The 15,849-nt window shown below is 65.7% G+C and carries 10 protein-coding genes; 3 read left to right on the forward strand and 7 right to left on the reverse strand.

Translation table 11 applies throughout. The annotated features are described in order from the left end of the window. Window positions 1–43 precede the first annotated feature (43 nt). Window positions 44–4,873, reverse strand: a complete 4,830-nt coding sequence (locus DB31_RS31095) for a cupredoxin domain-containing protein (protein WP_052420391.1) — start codon at window positions 4,871–4,873, stop codon at window positions 44–46. 390 nt (window positions 4,874–5,263) lie between these two features. Between DB31_RS31095 and DB31_RS31100 the strand changes: the two genes are divergently transcribed. Further along, window positions 5,264–7,018 (forward strand): hypothetical protein, encoded by a 1,755-nt coding sequence (locus tag DB31_RS31100; protein WP_052420392.1) that lies wholly within the window; start codon window positions 5,264–5,266, stop codon window positions 7,016–7,018. A 33-nt stretch (window positions 7,019–7,051) separates the two neighbouring features. Here the strand turns inward: DB31_RS31100 and DB31_RS31105 are convergent, their stop codons facing one another. The 5 genes from DB31_RS31105 to DB31_RS31125 form a co-directional block, all read right to left on the reverse strand. Beyond that, window positions 7,052–8,389: a Dyp-type peroxidase gene (locus tag DB31_RS31105; protein ID WP_044194234.1), complete on the reverse strand. Its 1,338-nt coding sequence runs from the start codon at window positions 8,387–8,389 to the stop codon at window positions 7,052–7,054. A gap of 14 nt (window positions 8,390–8,403) precedes the next feature. After that, the gene (locus tag DB31_RS31110; RefSeq protein ID WP_205628598.1) at window positions 8,404–9,417 is read right to left on the reverse strand and encodes a hypothetical protein; all 1,014 of its coding nucleotides are present in this window, start codon (window positions 9,415–9,417) and stop codon (window positions 8,404–8,406) included. Window positions 9,418–9,447: 30 nt separating this feature from the next. Next, window positions 9,448–9,957, reverse strand: coding sequence for a hypothetical protein (locus DB31_RS31115; RefSeq protein ID WP_240486972.1), 510 nt, complete (start codon window positions 9,955–9,957; stop codon window positions 9,448–9,450). A gap of 303 nt (window positions 9,958–10,260) precedes the next feature. Next, window positions 10,261–11,505, reverse strand: a complete 1,245-nt coding sequence (locus tag DB31_RS31120; protein ID WP_044194236.1) for a DUF445 family protein — start codon at window positions 11,503–11,505, stop codon at window positions 10,261–10,263. A 160-nt stretch (window positions 11,506–11,665) separates the two neighbouring features. Beyond that, entirely contained in the window at window positions 11,666–12,211 is a 546-nt protein-coding gene (locus DB31_RS31125) for a GNAT family N-acetyltransferase (RefSeq protein WP_044194739.1), read from the reverse strand. Window positions 12,212–12,865: 654 nt separating this feature from the next. Between DB31_RS31125 and DB31_RS51450 the strand changes: the two genes are divergently transcribed. Both DB31_RS51450 and DB31_RS31140 read left to right on the forward strand, forming a co-directional pair. Then, window positions 12,866–13,294 carry a hypothetical protein gene (locus DB31_RS51450; protein ID WP_338034341.1) on the forward strand — a complete coding sequence of 143 codons (429 nt, stop codon included), beginning with the start codon at window positions 12,866–12,868 and terminating at the stop codon, window positions 13,292–13,294. Between the two features lie 21 nt (window positions 13,295–13,315). Beyond that, window positions 13,316–14,335, forward strand: coding sequence for a trypsin-like serine protease (locus DB31_RS31140; protein ID WP_083968894.1), 1,020 nt, complete (start codon window positions 13,316–13,318; stop codon window positions 14,333–14,335). A 111-nt stretch (window positions 14,336–14,446) separates the two neighbouring features. Here DB31_RS31140 and DB31_RS31145 read toward each other — a convergent pair whose 3' ends face one another. Then, window positions 14,447–15,841: a M20/M25/M40 family metallo-hydrolase gene (locus tag DB31_RS31145; protein WP_044194742.1), complete on the reverse strand. Its 1,395-nt coding sequence runs from the start codon at window positions 15,839–15,841 to the stop codon at window positions 14,447–14,449. Between the last annotated feature and the right edge of the window lie 8 nt (window positions 15,842–15,849).

Consider the following 15,849-nt stretch of genomic DNA (forward strand, 5'->3'; position numbering starts at 1 on the left):
CGGCTACGCTCCGGCGCGGCGTCGAGAGGTGCACCTTTGGGCCTCACTCCACCCGGAAGATGCCCCACATGCCCTCGGGGAAGAGGACGCTGGGCTGGTCCTGGTAGAGGTAGTCACCTTCCACCCGGAACTTCCCGCCCGCTCCATTCTCAGGCACCACGTTCCAGTGCCGCATGGGTGCGTGCCCTCCCTGGGTACCAACGATGTTCGACTCCTCGTTGTCGCCAATCCGGCTGGAGCCGTCCACCCAGGGCTCGTGCTGCCACTCGTGGCCATGGAGCGTGAAGGCGTGACTGCGCGGGTGCCCGGAAGCCTGCAACACCCGGAAGCGCACCTCGTCGCCATCTTTGGCGGTGAAGATGGGAGTCGCCGGCTCCCCAAAGTCCTTCGAGCTCAGCAGATCCGCCTGTTGCAGGTTATTCGCCTCCACCAAGGCGTTCTCCGGCCGCAAGCCGAGTCTCGCCCAGAGCGGCTCGGTGCGGAGGTTGAATGCCTTGTGGCCCGACTCCTCCGCGTCATCCGTGGCGCCGTAGGTCAGCAGGGCGGTGCCACACTGGAGCCCGGCATCTTCGCACTGGAAGCGCGGGTCGTCCGAGTGCAGGCCCAGCTCATCCTGATAGAGCAGCACGAACTCCCGGAACTTGCGCTGCTTCCCGTCCTTGTCCCGGTAGGAGACGGTGGCCTGGGCGTGCGTGCCCGGGTCCGTCTTCCAGGTGGCCCCCCGGGGCTCGATGATGAGCGCCCCCAGCACGCTCTGCGTCCCGTGGTTCACCACGTCCGCCATGTCCCGAAGATTGATGGCTCCGTACTCCACGGGTATCGGCTCGAAGACGCCGTTCCTCTCTCGCGCGGAGCCCCCGGCCTCCAGTGAGGCCAGCAGCACGGGGGCGCTGACGGACTCGTCGTCCTCCAGCTTCCAGCGTCCCGCATACCACCGGTAGACGCCCACTTTGCCCGGCGCCACCGTCTGCACCGGGTTGAGTCCCACGTTGGCCGAGTCGCCCTCGCGCACGTTGAAGTCCACCAGCTGCGGGTGCAGCGAGGCCTGGTTGGAAGACGCCACTTGATTGACGTTGAACCCCTCCGTAATGACGGGCAGGAAGTTCCAGTGCGGCGTCTTGGGCAGGACTTCCGGCAGGGCATTGACGAGCTTGACCTCGATGCAGTCCCCCGCCGCGGCCCTCAGGATGAGCGGCTCCGGGCGGCGCCTGCCACGGATGACGTCGTCCACGTGCTCGGCGAGCACATAGAGGATGGCGTCCGGATCGAAGATGCGGAAGCGCTCGTTGTACACCAGCCTGCCACCGGGCAAGTTGCCCCTCGCGGTGAGGGCGTACACGGTGTAGCGGCGCAAGGGCGCGTCCTCGGGGCAGGTGGGGTGTTTGGCATTCGCCCGGCCGTGAATGGGATTTCCCGGCAGCTCCAGCAGGTCGGGCTGGGTGTCGCGGTAGGTCCGGATGAGGCCCCACACGCCATTCCACAAGTCGTCCGCGGGGGCACTGTTATAGAGGAAGTCGGCGGTGGGGCCTCCTTGCACAGGAGGCAGGCGGTCCGCGAGCTCGAAATGCTCCGAGATGCCAAACGCCTGTGCGTTGGCGAAGCCACTGTTCTTGTCCGCCGGCTCGTGCAGCCACCTCACCCCATTGATGGAGAGCGAGTGCATCTCCTCCTGTGCGCCCTCAGTCAGACGGATCAACACCTTGTCGCCTCCGTAGGCGCGCATCAGCGGGGTGAACGGGTCGCCGTGCACGTCCGAGCGGAACACGTTGGCCATGTCTCCTGCGGGACCCTGTCTCTGCACGAACGTCCCTCCCACTTTCTGGGCGATGCGCAGGGGGATGGGCTCGTTGCGGTAGTTCAGCAACATGGAGCCAGGATCATCCGAGGAGATGGCCAGCGGGGGAGGATTCTCCGGGTTGGCGATAGCCCGAGGCAGCGGCTGGAGCTCGTTGCCCTGGACGTTGATCGGTTCTCCCCGGTCGTCGAAGACGAGGGCGAAGTCCGCGACGGCGAGTGGGAACTCCCGGAAGCTGTCTTCCCGCTTGGGGGTGAGGATGTCCGCGCGCCAGCGGGTAGGCCCGCCATCATCGCGCGTGCCCAGCTGCACCCCCGTCTCCGGGTCTCGCCACCGGCTCCCCTTCGGCTCGACAGCCAGAGAGGCGTAGAAGCCGTGTTGCTGCATGGAAGACGGCGAGAAGTGATCGTGGGTGAAGGACGTCTGGACGGTGCGGTCCTCTCCCTGGTCGTTGACGATGGGGTCTGCCCACCAGCGCTGCACCGTCGTCTGCGTGCCGAGGGGCGCGAAGGGCAGCAGCGGGTGGGGCCGCGCGGTCAGCTTCTGGCGTGGGCCCCCAGGTTTGGTTGTGCCATCGGCCTTGAAGGCTCCTCCCCGGGCGTTCGCCGCCGCGATGCGCATCTGCACTTCCTGGGCGGCAAAGGTGCCGTCCTCGTAGTTCCAGCCGTTGACCGAGCCGTCGGAGCTGGTCACGTCGAACTTCACCAGGTGGATGTGCTGGCCCAGCGTGTCGGTGGGCGCGAAGATCTGGAACGCGTCCTCTTCGAGGGCGTCAGGGATGAGGTTGGTGCCATGGGACACCACGCACTCGCCCGAGTTGGCGCGCATGACGAGCGGCTCGGGAGGGCGCTCGCCACTCAACGTGGCCTGCACGTCGTCGTTCAAGACGAAGATGCGCGCCTGGGGGTCGTGCCAGCCCGCGCGGTTCACCACCATGTCCAGCTGGACGAAGGCCACACGGTAGTCGCGCTCCTTGGTGCCCTTGGGGCAGGGGTCTGCGTACGGGGCTCCCGGCTTCGGGGGCTGGCCATTGACGAAGAAGGAGGCCCGCTTGCCCTCCGGGGTGAACGCCGGGTACGCCGCCGCGGGGAAGCCATAGAGCGTCCTCTGATTCTCCCCTCCTTCGAATTCCCCGGCATGGAAGTCCATGGCCACCTGCTCCGCCGGCGTCCCCTGGTCGGGCAGCAGCTTGAGGTCCGCCTTCTCCAGAGTCACGTCGAATTCGCCACGCTCTCCCAGGACGACGCCGTTCGGGGGCACGTTCACCACCAGATGCCGGGGCAGCCCGCCGTTCACCTCCAGGTCCAGCGGGGGTTGGGCGGCGCGTCGGCCCGCCACCGACGCGATGAAGAAGGGGTACCCCGGAAAGGCGGGCCGCTTCACCGTCTCGCCGTTGGCCAGCGTCACCTGCGTGGGCTTGTATGTGGGCATGGGCGGCATGGCTCGCCCCGGCAGGGGAACCAGTGCCGGGGTGGGAACGCCTCGTGCCAGCTCCCCATCCGGCAGGTTCCTGTCCGGCGTGCCCGCCTCGAAGACGTCATGGTTGCGCCACAGCGACCACATGCCCTGGGCGAAGTGGGGATAGAAGTGGCAGTGGAAGATCGCGTCGCCCACCGTGAGGTTGCGGTTGCCTCCTCCCCCGAAGTTGATGTCGTAGATGAAGGTGCTTCCGGGGCTGATGGTCTGCGAGTCCAGGTACGTGGACTCGTCGTCCCGCGGTGAGTGCAACCACTGGTGGGAATGCAGGTGGAAGATGTGCGCCTCTTTGGGGCCCGCGTGCATGTTCCGGATGCGCACCGGGTCTCCCAGGTAGGCGTGGTGCACGTTGGACGGGTCCTCCGGGAACAGGGCCCTCTCCGCCTTGCCGTCCTCGTCGCGCTCGAGATTCAGCGCCGGGTCTCCATTGGGCCAGGAGGAGAGAAAGAACTCCTCGAACTTGCACTCGAAGCACTTCGCGCTGGGGCCGATGCGCGCACGGTTCGCCAGCAACCGCGGGCCCAGAGCATCCGATCCATAGTTGATGGCAAAGCCGTCCCGGATCGCTCTCAACGTCGGGTCGTCCTCGAGCTCGGGGAAGGCCTGCACCACCTTGATTTCATCGTGGAAGACGGCGGTGAACTCGCGAAAGACACCCACGTCCTGCGAGGTAGGCGTCCCCAGCTCCGTGTCCTTGTAGTTGGCGACGATGGCGTAGAGGTCTCCATGGACGATTTCGTTGCCGTCACCGAGGATCTCCAAGATGGGAACGCCCCGCTTGTCCTTGGCCTCGTAGTTGATGCGCGGAGTGCCGTCGCTGTTGCGCCCCTTGGTGGCGGCCTGGAGCTCTTCGGCCGTCACCTGCGAGCGGAACCAACGGGAGCCCTTCGGCTCCACATGGACAGCACCAAAGAAGCCCGCGGCGAGGGCCGCATTGTCCCCTTCTCCGCCCAGCAGGTGCGCCATGCTTCGGAACAGGTACGTACCCTCTCGCTCGGCGAAGAGCCGGTACTCGCGCGTCTGGCCGGGCTCCGCAAGACTATCCTCGTTGCGCCCCACGTGAGCGGCGTCCGCGTCGATGTTGAGGTACTGCAGTCCCTGCACGTGCAGTCCGGCCACGCGCGTCGCCGGTGCGTCGTTGCGGAGGTCCTCCGAGGGCACGTGCGAGGGAACCTCCGGAGGCTCCGGAATCTGGCCGCGGTTGGGAGCCAGCCAGTTGGTGAAGGTCACCTTCAGGCAATCTCCCTTGTTCACCCGGAGCACCAGGGGACGGGGACGCTTGCCATCGCGCAGCCTGGCATTGCCTGGACCGGGGGAGTTCCCCTCGATGGCCTCCACGTCGCGGCGCAGGGCATAGACCATCCCAATGGGGTTGAAGGCTCCGAAGCGGTTGTAGGTAAAGGCCTGGTCCAGAGCCACCACGTCCGCCTTCACCGTGCGCTGGCAGGTGGAGCTGGGACTGTCGCTCGACGTCGAACTGCCGCTCGGCGCCGAGGACGATGCCGCCTCTGCTGAGGCCGTCTCTGAAGGCTCTGGAGGCGGCACCTTCTCAGAGAGCGAAGTGTCCGAGCCACATGCCAGCAGCACGCAGGCCGCCAGCACAACTCCTGCCGTGGAATCTAGTCGTTTGCGTATGGGAACCAACATTCCGAACCCCCCTCTGAAAAAACAGGCCCAGAGGTAGTTCAAGTGCGGGGGATGCGTCATTGCTCGCCGGTCCGGACGCGAGTCTCCTCACGGACTCCCAAGGTGACGCGGGCTGTCTCATCTTCAGCAGCTTGCCGAGTCACTTGTAGACTCCGCATCACGGCATGGCTTCCTTCGTCAGTCTTGGGTGATTGCTATCACCCTGAAGGATGCCCCTCCTGCCAACTCCCGCCGCGCGGAGGCCGTGCCCAGGGTGACCGCAGACACCCTCCATGTCTCGGGGAGGTCCTCACCCTCCGCTCACTGTGGGAGCGGGGCTCGCTCACCAATCGAGGAGAAACACCCATGAAGAGCCTGATGAGCAGCCTGTTGATGCGCAGCGGAATGTCGAACCTGGAGGCCACGGCCCGCACGGTGCGTGGCGGCACGAGCCTGGCCACGCTCGTGCTCCTCGCGAGCGTCGCCAGTGGCGGCCTCGCTTGTGATCTGACACTCGAGGGCGATGAGCAGCCAGATCAGGAATTCTCCGCGGGCGCGGACGAGGTGGAGATCGAATGCGACTGCCCTCCCTCCACGGTGGCGGCCGCTCCGTCCGTGACGCTGGGCCCGGATGGACGGCTTCAGTACCGGCCCACCGCGCAAGGTGACACCGTGCCGGACTTCTCCAACGCCGGCTACCGCGGAGGCGGTGTCGCGCTGCCAGCCGTGCCGGTGGTGCGCACCCTGAACCCCATCTCGGGAGACGCGCAGGTGATGATCCAGCGCGCCATTGACGAAGTGTCTGCGCTGCCCCGGGACAGCCGGGGCTTCCGGGGCGCCATCCTCCTCAAGAAGGGCATCTACCGCATCCCCGGCTCGCTCTTCATCCGCGCCAGCGGAGTGGTACTGCGGGGCGAGGGCGACGAGGCGAACGGAACCGTGCTGCTGGCCACCGGCACCAACCGCCGGACCCTGCTGCGCATCGAGGGCGGACCGATCCAGCCCGCGAAGCCCACGCACACCCTCACCGATCGCTATGTGCCCGTGGGCGCTCGCTCCTTCAATGTGGACTCCACCTCGGGGCTGCGCGTGGGGGACACCATCGTCTTGGAGCGTCCGAGCACCGCCGAGTGGATTCGCGCCATTGGCATGGACCGCATCCCACCGCGTGCGGATGGCGGTGAAGTCCAGCAGTGGGAGCCCGGCTACTATGATCTCGAGTTCGAGCGCGTCATCACCGCCATCAACGGCACGCGGGTGTTCATCGACGAGCCGCTGGTGAACTCGCTCGACGCGAAGTATGGCGGGGGCACCATCACCCGCTACACCACGGGGAAGCGCCTCGAGGAAGTGGGCATCGAGCGCCTGCGCGGCGACACGGTGTACTCGGGGCCCGAGGATGAGAACCACGCGTGGACCTTCATGGAGTTCACCCACGTGGCGAACGCCTGGGTGAGCAACGTCACTGGCATCCACTTTTCCCACTCCGTCGTGATGGTGAGCGGCGACAGCAAGGCGATGACGGTGCGGAACGTGAAGTCCCTGGAGCCCATCTCCCTGATGGATGGCGATCGTCGCTATCCCTTCCACATCGTCAAAGGCCACGGGCTGCTGTTCTACAAGTGCCAGTCCTGGAACTCGCGCCATGACTTCGTCACGGGCAGCCGGGTGACGGGGCCCAACGTGTTCCTCGAGGGGCAGGCGTACGACACGGTGGAGGTGGGGCCGCACCACCGCTGGGCCGTGGGCACGCTGTTCGACAACATCATCGTCCGGGGCAGCGGCTCGCTCTCGGCGTACAACCGCTCCAACCAGGGCTCCGGCCAGGGCTGGTCCGGCGCCAACCAGGTGTTCTGGAACTCCGAGGCCCCCAGGATGACATGCGAGAGCCCGCCTACCGCACAGAACTGGAACGTGGGCAGTGTCACGGCGAAGCCCTCGCGCCAGTGCCTGTGGGAGTCCATCGGCAAGCCCGTCCCTATTGCCAGCCTGTACCGCGCGCAGCTGGCCCAACGGCTCGGAACCCAGGCCCTCCGCAACCTGGATGCGACAGCCTCCGCCACTCCAGCTCCCTCAAGGTCTGCCCTGAGGCCCCCTCCCCGGCGGTTGGAGCCCCGGTGACCGGCTGTCACCCCGCGATGGCCGCCGCCCTCTTCATGTCTGAAGGTCGGCGAGCCAGCGCAGGGCACGCAGTCCGGGCATGAAGCCGTACTCACCACCCCGGGTGACGACGAACCGCGGCAGGCCCTGGAGGCGCCTCGGAATCGGCCGGCGTGGAATGGAGAAGCTGTTCGCGCCGTCGCTGGCCCCGGCGATGGGGTCCTTCGTGGTCCCCAAGCCGAGAAAGTCACCGCTGTTGATCCACTCCGACTGGACAAACTCGAACTGCCGTCCCAGGTGCGTCCCAATGAAAGCGAACATCAACCCCCGGTCGGCGCCATCGTCCTCGGTGACGCCTTCCGGAAGCTGCGGGCCGTAGGCGGTTCCGCGGCGGATCATCCGGTGCAAGCGGACGACACCGGCCACATCAGCGTCTCGCGGATTCGCCCGCCGGATGTGCGATCCGGGCGGCGTCACATATCCCGTCGAGTCCCCCTGCCGGTAGAGGAAGTCATTGTTACGCCGAGGGTCGGCCCCCAGTTCGGGATCGTCATGGAACGGGCAGAGCGCCAGAGGGGCGCCACTGCGCCAGCGCCCCATCAGCTTGGCCGCGAGCAACTCCAGCTCCTCGGGGCTGGAGGAGTGGGCCCTCAGATACTGACGGAACGCCGCCACGCGCTGATGCAGCTTGCGGAAGACGATATACGTCCCGTTGCGTCCCAGGACCTCGGGCTGGGGCATCGGAGGGAAGCCTCCCATCTCGTCGCGGTAGCCAAGGACGAACTCACCGGCCTTCAATGGCTTCTCCCGGGGGTTGCTCCCGGGGATGCCGCTCCCCTCGATGGCAGGGTGGCTGATGCCGTCCCGGAACCCAAAGGGCTCCTGCTGGGTGGGCAGCGCGTGGCAGTCCTGGCGCCAGATCACCTCGACCCCGCCCAGCGCCTCGAGCGCGCTCCGCGCTCGCCCGAGCGCCGTCGCCAGATGCTGCGAGTCCGGTGCAAGGGCCACGAGCACGACGTGGGCGTCCGGCGTCCCGAGCGGCTTCTCCCAATGCTCGGGGCTGCTCTCCCCTGTGTCTCCCAGCGCCTGGGCACGCGCGACCATCCCTTGCCTGAACTCCCACGCAAAGCTGTCGAGCGAGGCCTGCGGGACTCCCAGAGCCCTCAGTCCGTGAAACGTGAGCGCGACGCTCACCCAGGTATCACCCGCCGGGCTGCGCGGGTGGCCTGCCGAGGCCACCACGGTGCTCAGCCGGCGCATCAGCTCGCGGCCCGCTTGGCGGTCATCAATTCGGAGCAGGAGGTAGGTCGCCGCATACGGAGAGGGCCGAGGGCGGAGGGTTCCGCTCTGGATGTCATCCAGCTCGAGAGGTGTGTCCGCAGCCTCGCTCATGGACCGTCCTGATCTCAATTCGCCGTGGCGATGTTCCTCCAGAAGCGCTCCAAACTCTCGTCGTGGCCGAACAGGGTGCTGAAGACCGTGGAGTCGGCCACCAGCACATCCCCGCCCCGGTCTCCTCGCGGCGGCATCCAGACGAGCGCATTGAACTCTGGGTTCCCGGCCAGCGTGAACGGATGGGGCCTGGACATGTCGATGGGCTGCCTGGCCAGGACATGGATGGCCCCCGTCGCCTCGCCCGTCACTGCGTAGTGCGGCAGGTGCTGGTGGAAGTTGAAGTTCGTGACTCCCGCGAGCCAGCCGCGCGTATCCAGATCTCTCAAGACCGTCAGCGGAGCAATCCGGCGGCTTGCGCCCACCACCGCGGGGCGGAGACCGTATCGATTCTCGACGGGGATTCCGAGCCCCTGCATCAGCGAGCGGGTGTACCGCCCGAACCGCTGTTGGCGGGGCACCAGCGCGTCGCCATGGTGGGCATACTCCATCGCGCGCTCCTGCAACTCGGGTGAGGCTCCCACGTCGTGGTGAGGGCCGATGATGACGCAGGTGCCCTCTCGCTGGAGGAAGTCCCGGACGGCCTCGATCTCCTCCGTGGAGGCCTCCTGCTCCGTGACCATGTGGTCCAGCCCGAAGATCAGCAACGTGTCGGCATCCGCGAGGACTCGCTCATCGAGCGGAAGCCTGAAGCCGGCCTGGTCAACACGCTGGAACACGGGGACCCCATGCCCGGTGGCCTCCTGGACGACCTGTTGGAACCGCACCCAGGCCCAGAAGAACAACTCCAGCGAGCCCGTGATCCCCTGCTGGAACTGCAACGGGTCTGCAAACCTCGGCGTCTCATAGTCGGGCCAGAGCACCCGGCGGACCTCGGTCATGGTCGAGTAGCGATTGTCCATCCCGGTCACATCCCGGTTGGCTTCGCCCGGGTAGCTCCAAGAGATGTAGACGCTGACGCGGCGTCGGCCCTTGACGTACTTCCGAGGCACATGCGCCTGGTTGTAGGTGCGCGCGGGTTCGCTCATGACCGTGTCCTCGATGCGGGTCCCTCCGCCTCACTGCATCTGCTCGAGCATCTCGGAGAAGGCGGCCTTGAGCTTCAGGGCCTTCTTGATCTCATCGGAAGTGACATACGGATACTCTCCGTACTCCATGAAGCTCGGGCACTGGTGCTGCCGGACGAACTTGTTGAACGCCTCGGGGTTCGTCTTCCAGTCCAGCGGGAAGCCTTCGAGGTTCTCGAAGACTGTGTCGACACCGGCCCTCTTGAAGAGCTCGATCGCGTCCTCGGTGTACTTGTCGAAGTTGGTGTCGAAGATGCCCTGATACATGAACCGCGTGTCGTCGTCGAAGAGCACCCAGCGCAGGTAGTGGAGCTTGAGTGGCGCGAGCAGCTCGGGGTCATGCTCCAGCGCCTTCGCCAGCTTGTGTCCATAGCCACGGATGGCCTCCGCCCTCCCTGGCTTCACGTGGGCGATGATGGTGAAGCCGTAGCACGCCGGAGTCCTCGGCCAGATGGGGCCGTATTTCCCGACCTCCCACGCTTCATCGTGTTTTGGGATCAAGACCGCCGCTGGTTTCATACCCGAGAACGTGGGAGGCGGATTTGAGTGCGTCAAGTCGTGGCTGCCTTGACGTGGGTGCCAGGCCCTCCGCCCTCGTCTGAGCAGGGATGCGGGTGCCAGCCGACAGGTGGGCAGCCCCCCCGGCCCTGGAAGGCACTGGTCAGTGCGAGGGCGCTGCGGAGTGAAATCCGCAGCGCCCAAGCTCGCACTCCCCCCCATGCGAGAGCAGTCTGAGGTTGCCGCAGGCATCCGCGGCGAGGGCGCTCGTCACCGGTCCCCTCTCCCGGGCGCCCCCAGTCTCACTCAGGCCTGCGGATGGCGGCCGCTGCCCCTCAACTCGCTGCGGACCACATCGGCCACGCGGTCATGGACCGCATCGGCCACGTGCTGGCGGATCTCCTCACTGACGCGCTCGCGGATGGTGTCCACGATGCGCTCGGTGTCCGGCTGGCTGAAGTTCTGCTGGCTTCCCATCCACTGCTCGCCCATCCCGGCGCGCATCGGCCCGCCCAGCGTGTCACGGAGCGCCTCAACCAGCCGCGTCCGAAGCACCTCGCTGATCTGCTCGCGCAGGGAGATGGAGATTCGCTCGTGGAGGGCCTCCACCAAGCGCCCGTGGATGGCGCTGGCGATGCGCTCGGGCTCCATCTGGCCGAAGCCCTGCGGGAAGCCCTGCGTCCGCCGCTCGGCGATGGCGGTGCGCAGCGCCTCCCCCAGCCGATCCCGCAGCGCCTCACGCACGGGCTCTCGCAGGGCGGAGTGGATCCGCTCGCGGAGGCCCTCCGCGATGCGCTCGCGGAGGGTACCGGCGACCTGCTCCGGGTCGAACTGGGCGAAGCCCTGCATCCGCCGCTCGGCGATGGCGGCACGCAGCGCCTCCCCCAGCCGCTCCTTCAGCGCCTCGCGCACGCGCTCGCGCACGGCGTAGACGAGCCGCTCATGCAGGCCATCGGCGAGGCGCTCGCGAAGGGTGTCGGCGACCTGCTCCGGGTCGAACTGGACGAAGCCCTGCATCCGCCGCTCGGCAATGGCAGTGCGCAGCGCCTCCCCCAGCCGCTCCTTCAGCGCCTCGCGCACGCGCTCGCGCACGACGATGCTGAGCCGCTCCCGGAGGGCAACCTCGAGACGGTTGCACACCTTGTCCACCATGAACCCGGTGTCGAAGTGGCCATAACCCTGCTGCATGCCCATCCAGTTCTCGGCCATGGCGGTGCGCAGCGCCTCCCCCAGCCGCTCCTTCAGCACCTCGCGCACGCGCTCGTGAACGCCGGTGCAGACGCGCTCGCGGACGGCATCGGCCACGCGGGGGTGCATGGCCTCCGCGATGCGCTCGGTGTCGAACGGCGCGGCGCTCCCCGGCTGCTGCATCCCCATCATGCGCTCGCTCAGCGCGCTGCGCACCGCCTCGCCGACGCGCTCGCGCATCTCCATGCCCAGACAGTCTTTGAGGGCCGACAGGATCCGCTCAGGAACCACCTCGGCGATCCGTTCCTTGAGGGACTCGCCGAACATCTGCTGCTCATTCATAGAGGACTGCTCCTGGGCCATGGGGGACTCCTTGAGTAGGGGTAGAACCACCCGCGAGCAGGCTTGCTTGCAGGGGCGCGGATAAATAGGGAAAGGGCACGGTCCCGGGTACGGTCCGCGGGGATGAGACATCTGTCAGAGCGGAGACATGGCCACTCAGTCGCCCGCCGCCCCGAGCTGATCAGAACTCCGAGCCTGCTGGATCCGTCGAAAGCAGGCTGTAGCTCCGAAGGCTGATGTAGTGACCGTCTTTGAGCTCGCAGTCACGCAGGGTGCCCTCGTAGCGGAACCCCACGCGCTCCAGGAGCCGATTGCTGGCAGTGTTTCCTTCTTCCACCAGCGCTTCGATGCGGTGAATGCCTTTTTCCCGCAGCATGTAGCGAAGCAGAGCAGGCATCGCTTCCGTGATGATGCCTTGTTTCCAGAACCGGGGGAGCAGCCAGTAGCCGACCTCGGCTTTCCGATGCTGAGCCTGATAATGATTGTACCCGATCGCGCCCAAGGCTTCCTGGCTCTGCCTGCTGACGATCTTCCACCACTGCCCGGTCCCCTCCCGCTCCAGGGTTTCATAAAACTTCATCTGGGCTTGGGTGGCTTCGAGTGAATCGTACCGGACCCCGTAAAAGGGGATCACCTGCGGGTGACTCAGGCCTTCGAAAATAAAAGGCCGGTCCTCTGGCTCTATCCGCTGCAGGGTGAATCGGTCAGTGGTCAGGAGTGGAGGCATCCACTGGCACTGAACCACACGAGGTGCGGGAGTCCAAGGCGACGATGCCGGGCCTGGGCCTACCGGGGCGAGCGCAGTTTTCGTAGAGGCTCGCCAGTTCCCCAAGTGTGGTATAAGTGTGAGCAGATGCGCCCCGTTTTTGTACTGCCCGTGCTCATCCTAAGCCTGCTGTGCCTCACGCTGGTCCTTGGCTGGCCCAAGTGTTCGCACGCTCCCGGGCAAGCGGACGCCTCGACTCAGGAAGCGGTGCCCCCCCGAGACGCGGGTGCCTCCCTTGGCACACTGGCGGGAGATATATCGGATCCTATTAAGCTCCCACAGAACTTCCTGGAAGGGGCACTGGATGTTTCGAACCGCTACTCCTTCACCGTCTCGGTCGAGGCCAACCTCTCAGGGCCGGAAGAGGGAGTGCAGCTCTGCAGTGGGTTGCTCCTTGCTCCACGGCTCGTTCTCACTGTGGGACATTGTGTCTGTGGTTGGCACAAGGCCGAGGCAGACGGCGATCTGAACGAGGCGCTCATTGATCGCTCCGACTGCGCATCGTCCGCGACCATCATCGCGATGATCTATCAAACGCGCAAGCCAGGGAGAGCCCCCACCGCCATCCATGACCAACACCGAGGAGAGGTCCGCCCTCACCCCGAGCTTCGAATCGTGCGCGACGCATCGGGCAAGCTCACGACCGTCCACGCGAACCTCGCCCTCATCCTCCTCGAAGAGCCGGTGCAGGATGTCGCGCCTCCCCCCAAACTGGCGGACTCCGAGGCTCGGCTGGATGAGCCGCTCATCACTGTTGGTTATGGCAACGACGAAAGCGGCGCGGCCCTCTATGGGGAGCGCCGATTCAACACGAGTCGAGTCGTCAGCCTCCCAGGGGATCGCGAGCGAATCTTCCTGAGCCCCCCCGGGCAACTGCTCTATCAGGATGACAGCGGCGGGCCTTGCCTCAGGGAGAGCCCCCAAGGTGACGTGCTGGTGGGTGTCTCCAACAGGGGGCTGAACAACGAGTCCATCTGCCTGAGCACTTACTTCCACAGGGAGTGGCTGACAAAACAGCTCCTTGAGGCAACTCAGCCGAAGTAGAGCCATTGCTGGAGAGATATCATGCTTCATCACGGTAGCCCGCCGCCTGCTTTGGCACGGCCGTTCCTCGCATTGCTGTGGCTTTTCGGGTATGCCTGCACGCCCTCGACACAACTGGCTCCAGCGCAAGAGTTGTCGGGTGTGCCCATGGGTCTGGATATCGGCACCACGAGTACGGTCTATCCAGGCGCACTGGACTCGGAGAACCACTTCGTCTCCAACGTCATGCTCGTTGCGGCCTTCTCCAACAAAACTAAGCAAGGATGCAGCGGAGTGCTCATCTCCCCCAAATGGGTCCTGACCGCGGCGCATTGCATCTGCAAAGATCGGGAAGCCTCCAACGCCGACAAAGTGATGGCAGATTCAAGGTTGAACGCAGCATATCCGTCCGCTGGAAAGAATGAAGCTACCAAGAAGGGGATCGCCTCATGGAAGAACCTCATTCTCGGCAACATGCACGCCGTCGCGGACACCTCGAATTGCCTCAAGCAGGTCGATGTCACTGTGATCAACTATGTGGCGTCAACCCAGCGTTACATTCCGTCACCATACAAAGGAGTGGACATTCGCCCTCACCCCCGGTTCTTGAATGTCAAAGACAGTGAGAATCGCGGATTGTTCACGGACGCGGATCTCGCACTCATCCAACTCAACGACGCCGTAACGGAGAGCTTTCGTCCCATCCGGTGGCCCGACGCAGAGGTTTACAAGAATCAGCAGGTGGTCATGGTGGGCTATGGCCTCGGAGAAACCGGATACCCCACGAGACAATTCGGGTATCGCCACTTTGGCGATAGCCAGATCGAGCAGGTTGAGCATTACGCCTCAGGAAGCACCCGGTTCACCACCGCAGCCCAAGATCAAGACGGACGTGAATTCTCAAGGAACTACGAAGGCGACAGTGGAGGTGGAGTCTTCAGCATGGCGGACGACTCGGTGCTCGTCGGCATCATCAGTACGAGGAGAGACAGCCATGGCGGGGTTTTCGAGAGCGTGTATCCCTATCTTCAGTGGTTGAAGGGGGAAACTCCCAGCAACTAACTAAGGAGGCTGGAGGAAATCGTTTCCGCCTCCGATTTGGTTCTTTTTTGGTCCCAAAAATTGGAAGCGGCGGCAATCGAGCCCGCCACCTGCGGTTGCCCCCTCCAGAACTCAGCGCTTGCCGAGCGTCTGAGCCAGCTCCTCGTACAGGTGAATGGCCGCGCGGATGGCCTTCTCCCAATCGCCCACGTGCAGGCTCTCGTTCTCCGAGTGCGCGTACGTGTACGGATCCTCCACGCCGATCAACAGCGCGGGCACCCCACCCAGCTCCTTCGCGAACGGCTCCACGAACGGGATGGACCCGCCACACCCGATCGTCACCGCCTCGCGGCCGTACCCCTTCTGCAGCGCGCGGAACGCCGCCTGGAACGCCGGATGCGACGAGTCCGTGTACCACCAGCCCGACGGCGCATCCTCCTTGATGTGCACCTCCAGCCCCCACGGCGTCACCTTCCGCAGGTGCTCCACCAGCCGGCGCTGCACGTCCGCCGCGTCCATGTCCGGCACCACCCGGATCCCCACCCGCGCCCAAGCCGACTCGCTCACGATGTTTCGCGCGTCCTTCCGGCTGCTCGCCTGGAACGCGTTGATGGCAATCGACGGCTGCCGCCAGTTTTGCTCCCACGGGTGCCGCCCGCCGCCCAGCATCTCCACCCCCTGAAGCAGCCCCACCTGCTGACGGAAGTACGCGTCATCCCCCGGCAGCGACTGGATGCTCTTCTTCTCGTCCTCCGTCAGCGGCTTCACCTGGTCCAGCACGCCCGGGATGGCGATCGAGCCGTCCGGGTTCGTCAGCGTCGCCAGCATCCGGCACAGCCCCATCACCGGATCCGGAATCGGCCCGCCCCACATCCCCGAGTGCACCGCCTGTTTCAGCCCCCGCACCTCGACTTCAACGGTCACCAGCCCCCGCAGCGCCGTGGTGATGGACGGCAACCCCACGTCGAAGTTGCTCGTGTCCGTCAGCACGATGGCGTCCGCCTGCATCAGCGCCTTGTGCCTCTGAAGAAACGGCGTGAGGTGATCGCTCCCCACCTCCTCCTCGCCCTCGATGATCACCTTCACGTTCAGTGGCAGCGAGCCCACACCCTTCAGCCACGCGTCCACCGCCGACGTGTGCACCACGATGCCCGCCTTGTCGTCCGCCGCCCCACGCCCGTACAGCCGCCCGTCCCTCAGCTCCGGCTCGAACGGGTTGCTCTTCCACGCGCTCACGTCCCCCGGCGGCTGCACGTCGTGGTGCGCGTACAGCAGCAGCGTGGGCTTGCCTGGCGCCTTGAGAACCTCCCCGTAGACATAGGGGTGCGCCCCCTCGATTTCGAGCAACTGCACATTTTCAAAACCACGGTCCTTCAGCAGCTGCGCGGTGGCTTCGGCACTCTTGCGCACCTGGGCTGCATCAAACCCCGTGAAGGAGACGCTGGGGATGCGGACCAGGGTCTTCAGGTCCTCCAAGTACGCGTTCTTCTGGGACTCGAAACGGGCGAGGGCTTGGTCGATGGGCATGGAACGTT

Source organism: Hyalangium minutum (assembly GCF_000737315.1).
GTDB classification, from domain to species: Bacteria; Myxococcota; Myxococcia; order Myxococcales; family Myxococcaceae; genus Hyalangium; species Hyalangium minutum.

Excerpts from the sequence above, each read along its gene's own strand:
- DB31_RS31105 (WP_044194234.1), bottom strand. The coding sequence starts at position 8,389 with ATGAGCGAGGCTGCGGACACACCTCTCGAGCTGGATGACATCCAGAGC.
- DB31_RS31100 (WP_052420392.1), top strand. The coding sequence starts at position 5,264 with ATGAAGAGCCTGATGAGCAGCCTGTTGATGCGCAGCGGAATGTCGAAC.
- DB31_RS31125 (WP_044194739.1), bottom strand. The coding sequence starts at position 12,211 with ATGCCTCCACTCCTGACCACTGACCGATTCACCCTGCAGCGGATAGAG.
- DB31_RS31140 (WP_083968894.1), top strand. The coding sequence starts at position 13,316 with ATGCTTCATCACGGTAGCCCGCCGCCTGCTTTGGCACGGCCGTTCCTC.
- DB31_RS31145 (WP_044194742.1), bottom strand. The coding sequence starts at position 15,841 with ATGCCCATCGACCAAGCCCTCGCCCGTTTCGAGTCCCAGAAGAACGCG.
- DB31_RS31110 (WP_205628598.1), bottom strand. The coding sequence starts at position 9,417 with ATGAGCGAACCCGCGCGCACCTACAACCAGGCGCATGTGCCTCGGAAG.
- DB31_RS31120 (WP_044194236.1), bottom strand. The coding sequence starts at position 11,505 with ATGGCCCAGGAGCAGTCCTCTATGAATGAGCAGCAGATGTTCGGCGAG.